This is a genomic window from Aeromonas sp. R1-1, assembly GCF_040908495.1.
GTDB lineage: Bacteria > Pseudomonadota > Gammaproteobacteria > Enterobacterales > Aeromonadaceae > Aeromonas > Aeromonas veronii.
In genome coordinates this window covers 1-5514 of record NZ_JBFODV010000177.1, presented here as the reverse complement: position 1 = coordinate 5514, position 5514 = coordinate 1, and the positions used below count along the sequence as shown (strand labels likewise).

5 protein-coding genes are annotated in these 5514 nt (G+C 63.0%); 2 read left to right on the top strand and 3 right to left on the bottom strand.

Going from position 1 to position 5514, the window contains the following annotated elements:
- Positions 1 to 37 precede the first annotated feature (37 nt).
- The 3 genes from AB5Y92_RS10880 to metJ form a co-directional block, all read right to left on the bottom strand.
- Complete coding sequence (locus tag AB5Y92_RS10880) at positions 38 to 376, bottom strand: tRNA-binding protein (protein WP_164536011.1); 339 nt, start codon at positions 374 to 376, stop codon at positions 38 to 40.
- 84 nt (positions 377 to 460) lie between these two features.
- The gene (locus tag AB5Y92_RS10875) at positions 461 to 1183 is read right to left on the bottom strand and encodes an AraC family transcriptional regulator (RefSeq protein WP_164536010.1); all 723 of its coding nucleotides are present in this window, start codon (positions 1181 to 1183) and stop codon (positions 461 to 463) included.
- 41 nt (positions 1184 to 1224) lie between these two features.
- Positions 1225 to 1548: a met regulon transcriptional regulator MetJ gene (gene metJ, locus AB5Y92_RS10870; protein ID WP_005340251.1), complete on the bottom strand. Its 324-nt coding sequence runs from the start codon at positions 1546 to 1548 to the stop codon at positions 1225 to 1227.
- Between the two features lie 205 nt (positions 1549 to 1753).
- Here metJ and metB point away from each other — a divergent pair, with 205 nt between their 5' ends.
- Both metB and AB5Y92_RS10860 read left to right on the top strand, forming a co-directional pair.
- Positions 1754 to 2926, top strand: coding sequence for a cystathionine gamma-synthase (gene metB, locus AB5Y92_RS10865; RefSeq protein ID WP_368226758.1), 1173 nt, complete (start codon positions 1754 to 1756; stop codon positions 2924 to 2926).
- On the top strand, positions 2926 to 5382 hold the full coding sequence (locus AB5Y92_RS10860) for a bifunctional aspartate kinase/homoserine dehydrogenase II (protein ID WP_368226757.1): 2457 nt from the start codon (positions 2926 to 2928) through the stop codon (positions 5380 to 5382). The genes metB and AB5Y92_RS10860 overlap by 1 nt, the downstream gene beginning before the upstream one ends.
- Positions 5383 to 5514: the final 132 nt, after the last annotated feature.

Below are 5514 nucleotides of genomic sequence, written 5' to 3'. Positions count from 1 at the left end.
CCGGGGTCGCCTCTCTTGTCTCTGTTCGGGTGTGAACTCAGCCCAGCCTGGCTCCGTTCTCCACCGCCTGCTCGGGGATAGCCATCACTACGGCGCCATCCGGCCGGTAGAAACCTGTCAGCAGAAATTCAGACTGAAACGGCCCTATCTGTTTGGCCGGGAAGTTGACTACGGCGATGATCTGGCGGCCCACCAGCTGCTCTGGCTGGTAGAGGGCGGTGATCTGGGCGCTGCTCTTGCGTATCCCCAGTTCGGGGCCAAAATCCGCCCACACCTTGTAGACCGGTTTGCGCGCCTCGGGGAACGGCTCGACCCGCACCAGAGTACCCACCCTCAGCTCCACCATCTCGAAATCCTGCCAGCTAATCGTCTCCATTTCGGCTCCTGTTTATCGTGCACCTTGCATGACCCGCAGCATGGCCCAAAGAGAGCATCCCGTCTTCGGCGATCAGCCGTTTCGTTACGGCAGGTGGCCGTTTTGCTGGCGCCAGAGGGACGGAGTGAGCCCGCTCTCGGCCAGGAAGCGCTCGCTGAAGGCCCCCTGATTCTGGTAACCGCAGCGGCTGGCAATCTCGCCAACGGACAGCTGCGTGCCGGCAAGCAGGGTGCGCGCCAGTGCCATGCGCCGACTGCGAATGTAGTGGGAGACGCTCACCCCCAACTGCTGGCGAAAGGCTAGCTTGAACTGGCTCTGGCCAAGGCAGGCGATGGCGGCGAGTTGCTGATTGGTCAGCGGGGCGGCGAGGTTTGCATCGATATGGCGTTGCACCTTGAGGATGCGGGCGGCAAGGCGTGGAATGGCTGCGCTCTGCATCCCCTGCCCTTCCGCCAGCAGGGAGAGCCACACCTGCTCCATGCCCGCCACCTGCCGCCCTTCGGCCACCATGCGGTGCAGAAAAGCGAGGTAGTGACGCTGGGATTCATCCAGCTCGATAAAGGGGCGGGCTGCCAGATCGCCGGGCAGCCAGTCGCTCTCCTGCACCAGAAACGAAAGCGCGGGATCGGCGGCGTAGTCGTGTCGCTCGCCGGGAGCGATGATGCAGGCAGAACCGGGGGCAAGCCAGCGCCCATGGCCCTGCACCTCGATCTCGAGGGGGCCGTCGAGGGGGATCACCAACTGGGCAAAGTCGTGACTATGGCTGCAAACGTGGTGGTGATAGTGGCGCAGGCTGAAGCGGGACATGGCTGATAGCAATGACGCGGCCAGGGCCGCGTCATTGGGGGTTATTCCTTGTCGAAATCTTCGATCTCTTTGCCCAGCGCTTCCATGATGGCGCGCGCTTCGGCCGGGACACTGTCCGGTTGATCCTTGCGCAAGTCTTCGTCGCAAGGGAGCGGCTGGCCGGTGAAAGCGTGCAGGAAGGCCTCACAGAGCAGCTCGCTGTTGGTCGCATGACGCAGGTTGTTCACCTGACGGCGGGTGCGCTCATCGGTCAACACTTTCAACACCTTGAGCGGGATCGAGACGGTAATCTTCTTGACCTGTTCGCTCTTCTTACCGTGTTCCGCGTAGGGGCTGACGTAGTCGCCGTTCCACTCTGTTCCCATGACTCACCTGTTCTCATTTAGCCGTGAGCGCGGATTTTAACCCTTAAGGAAATTAATGGCAATCCAACAGCAAAGCCATTTAGACGTCTGGAAGTGTTGACGGCTTTTTTCAGCTGGCGTAGTGTGGTTGTCCATGAGCCCGCAATGGCGGGATGGCGCGTGGCAGCAAGATGCCGGCGTGTGAAGAGACATCAAGGAGAGTGATATGACCCACAAGGCCACCCTGGCGGTTCGCACCGGGATTGAGACAGACACACAGCACGGTGCCGTGGTGCCCCCCATCTACCTCTCCAGCAACTACACCTTTGCCGACTTTGGTGAGCCCCGTCAATACGATTATGCCCGCTCCGGCAATCCGACCCGCACCAATCTGGCGGACGCGCTGGCGGCGCTGGAAGGGGGCGCTGGCGCCGTGGTCACCGGCACCGGCATGGGCGCTGTCCATCTGGTCACCACTGCCCTGCTCAAGGCTGGGGATCTGCTGATTGCCCCTCACGACTGCTACGGCGGCACCTGGCGCCTGTTCGAGTATCTGGCGACCAAGGGACACTACCGGGTGCAATTTGTCGATCAGGGGGATGAGGCCGCTCTGGCCGCCGCTCTGGCCCAGAAGCCTGCGCTGGTATGGGTCGAGACCCCCTCCAACCCGCTGCTGCGGGTGGTGGATATCAGCGCCATTGCCAGCGCCGCCCACGAGGTGGGTGCACAGGTGGTGGTGGACAACACCTTCCTCTCCCCCCTGCTGCAACAGCCGCTCGCACTTGGTGCCGACGTGGTAGTGCACTCCACCACCAAGTACATCAACGGTCACTCCGACGTGGTGGGCGGAGTGGCGATTGCCAAGGAGGCAGCACTGGCCGAGTCGCTGGTGTGGTGGGCCAACTGTCTGGGGCTCACCTCCGGGGCGTTCGACTCCTACCTCACCCTGCGCGGCCTGCGCACTCTGGCCCCCAGATTACGCACCCATCAGGAGAACACCGACCGCATCCTCGCCTTCCTGCAACAGCAGCCGCTGGTGAAACGCATCTATCACCCCAGCCTGCCGAGCCATCCGGGCCACGATATTGCGCGCCGTCAACAGTCCGGCTTCGGCGCCATGCTAAGTTTTGAACTCGATTGCAGCGAGACAGGCATTCGCGCCTTCCTCGCGGCCCTCACCCTCTTCTCGGTGGCCGAGTCCCTCGGCGGGGTGGAGAGTCTTGTGGCCCATCCGGCCAGCATGACTCACAGGGCCATGACCCCGGTCGCGCAGCAGGCAGCAGGTATCAGCGCCCAGCTGCTGCGGTTGTCGGTCGGTATTGAACACGGTGAAGACCTGGTGGCCGATCTGGCTCAGGCTTTTGAACAGGCGCAGCAGGCAGAACAGGTAGCGAATTAATGGAACAGCAGCAACAAGGAGAGATCGCGGTGGCAGCAGAAGCAGGATTGAAGCGACGTCACGTCCACAAATTTGGTGGCAGCAGTCTGGCGGATCCGGTCTGTTATCGCCGGGTCGCCAGTATCGTTGAACAACAGGTGGGCGGGGATGAACTGATCGTGGTCTCCGCCGCCGGCAAGACCACCAACCGACTGATCCAGCTGGTGGAGCTGGCCGAAGCGGGGGACGAAGCCGCCGGTGAAGCCATCTCGGCCCTGCAGGCCTATCAGCAGAGCCTGATCGACGGCCTGCTGGAGGGTGAACTGCAGCTCGATCTGAGCAAGCAACTGGCCGACGACATGCAACTGATCGCCAAAACGCTGGAGGGACAGTTTGATCGCTTCGCCCGCAACGGCCTGCTCGCCTTTGGCGAGGTGTGGTCGGCTCGCCTGCTGGCTGCCCTGCTCACCAGCCGCGGCGACAAGGCTATCTGGCTCGATGCCCGCAGCTTCCTGCGGGCCGAGGATGGCGCTCTGGTCAAGGTGGATACCGCCCTCTCCAGCGAACTGCTCAAGGCGCGACTGGCGGAGCATGCCGGCCGCATCGTAGTGACCGGCTTTATCGCTGCCGACATGGAGGGGCGCTCCCTGCTGCTCGGTCGCAACGGCTCCGACTACAGCGCCAGCCTGTTGGCGCTGCTGGCGGACGGCGAATCCACCACCATCTGGAGCGATGTGGCCGGGGTCTACAGCGCCGACCCGCGCCGGGTGAAAGAAGCACGTCTGCTGGAGCGCCTGAGCCTCGCGGAAGCGAACGAGCTGGCCCGTCTTGGCTCTTCGGTATTGCACTCACGCACCCTGCAACCTGTGGCCGACAGCCGCCAGCGCCTCACTTTGCGCTGCAGCTACAACCCGGACGAGGGCTGCACCCATATCCTGCGCCGCGCCCCCCGCTCCGGCGGCGCCCGCATCGTCTCCTCGGTGGATCAGATCGCCCTCATCGAGCTGAAGGTGCTGCCGCAGACCAACTATGAGCAGACGGTGGCCACCATCGAGGCCCATCTGGCCCGTCACCGCCTCAACCCGCTCACCCTGCAGCGCCAGCCGGATCGCCGGATCCTGCGTCTCGCCTACACCCTCGAGGTGGCACAAGGCGCCTTCGAGCTGCTGCGCGACTTCCAGCTGCAAGGGAGCTTCACCGGCCTCATCCAGAAAGAGGGGTTCAGTCTGGTGGCGCTGGTCGGCGCCGGTGTCACCGACAACGCGGAGCAGTGTCATCGCTTCTATCAGCTGCTGGCAGATCAACCGCTGGAGTTCGTACAGGTGGCCCGAGATGGCCTGAGTCTGGTGGCCGTGCTGCGTCAGGTAGTGCTTGAGCCGCTGCTCATCGCCCTGCACAGCGCCCTCTTCAGCCGCCCGACCCGGGTCGGTCTGGTGCTGTTCGGCAAGGGCAATATCGGCGGCCACTGGCTAAGCCTCTATGCCCGCGAAAAAGCACGGCTGGAACATGAACTCAATCTGGCACTCACCCTCTACGGGGTGTTCAGCTCGGAAGGCGGCCTGCTGGATGAAGAGGGACTCAACCCCCTCAAGGTACAGGACAACTTCAACCCCAAACCGCTGATCTGGCCGGAGTTGCTCTCCCAGCTTGAGCAGCACGGCTTCGATGCGCTGGTTGCGCTGGACATGACCGCCAGCGAAACGGTGAGCCGCTACTATCCGGATTTTGCCCAGCTCGGCATTCATATCATCGCCGCCAACAAGTTTGCCGGTGCTGCCGACAGCGAGTTCTACCAGCGCATCAAACAGACCTGTCGCGACCACCAGGTGCAGTGGCGCTACAACGCCACCGTGGGCGCCGGGCTGCCAATCCAGTCCAGCATCCAGATGCTGCGTCAGAGCGGCGACCGCATTCAGGGGGTCTCCGGCATCTTCTCCGGCACCCTCTCCTGGCTGTTCCAGCAGTATGACGGCACTCGCCCCTTCTCCGAGCTGGTGGACGAAGCATGGCAACACGGCCTGACCGAGCCGGATCCCCGCGAGGATCTCTCCGGTCAGGATGTACGGCGCAAGCTGCTTATTCTGGCGCGGGAAGCGGGCTTCGAGCTCGACTCCGCCGATATCGAGCTGGAGAATCTGGTGCCCGTCACGCTGCGCAAGGTGACAGCCGATCAGTTCATGGACAGACTGAAAGAGCTGGATGGCCCGATCCAGACCGCCTTCGAAGGGGCCAAGCGCCTCGGCAAGGTACTGCGCTACGTCGCCCGCTTTGAGCATGACGGCAAGGCGCGGGTCGGACTGGAGGCGCTGGAGCCCCATCACCCGTTTGCCAACCTCTTGCCATGCGACAACATCTTCGCCATCGAGAGCGACAGCTACCGTACCAACCCGCTGGTGATCCAGGGGCCGGGCGCAGGCCGGGAAGTGACCGCTGCCGCTATCCAGTACGATCTGTGGCAGATCTGCGCCAGCCTCTAAGACAGATTGCAAAGGGAGCAGCACCTCAGCTCCCGCGCTGTCTAGTCCTGAAATAGGTTTACACATTTTCAACTAGCATTTCTCTACTCAGAACCCCCTATGTACCGCATCGGGGGTTCTGTATTTCAACGC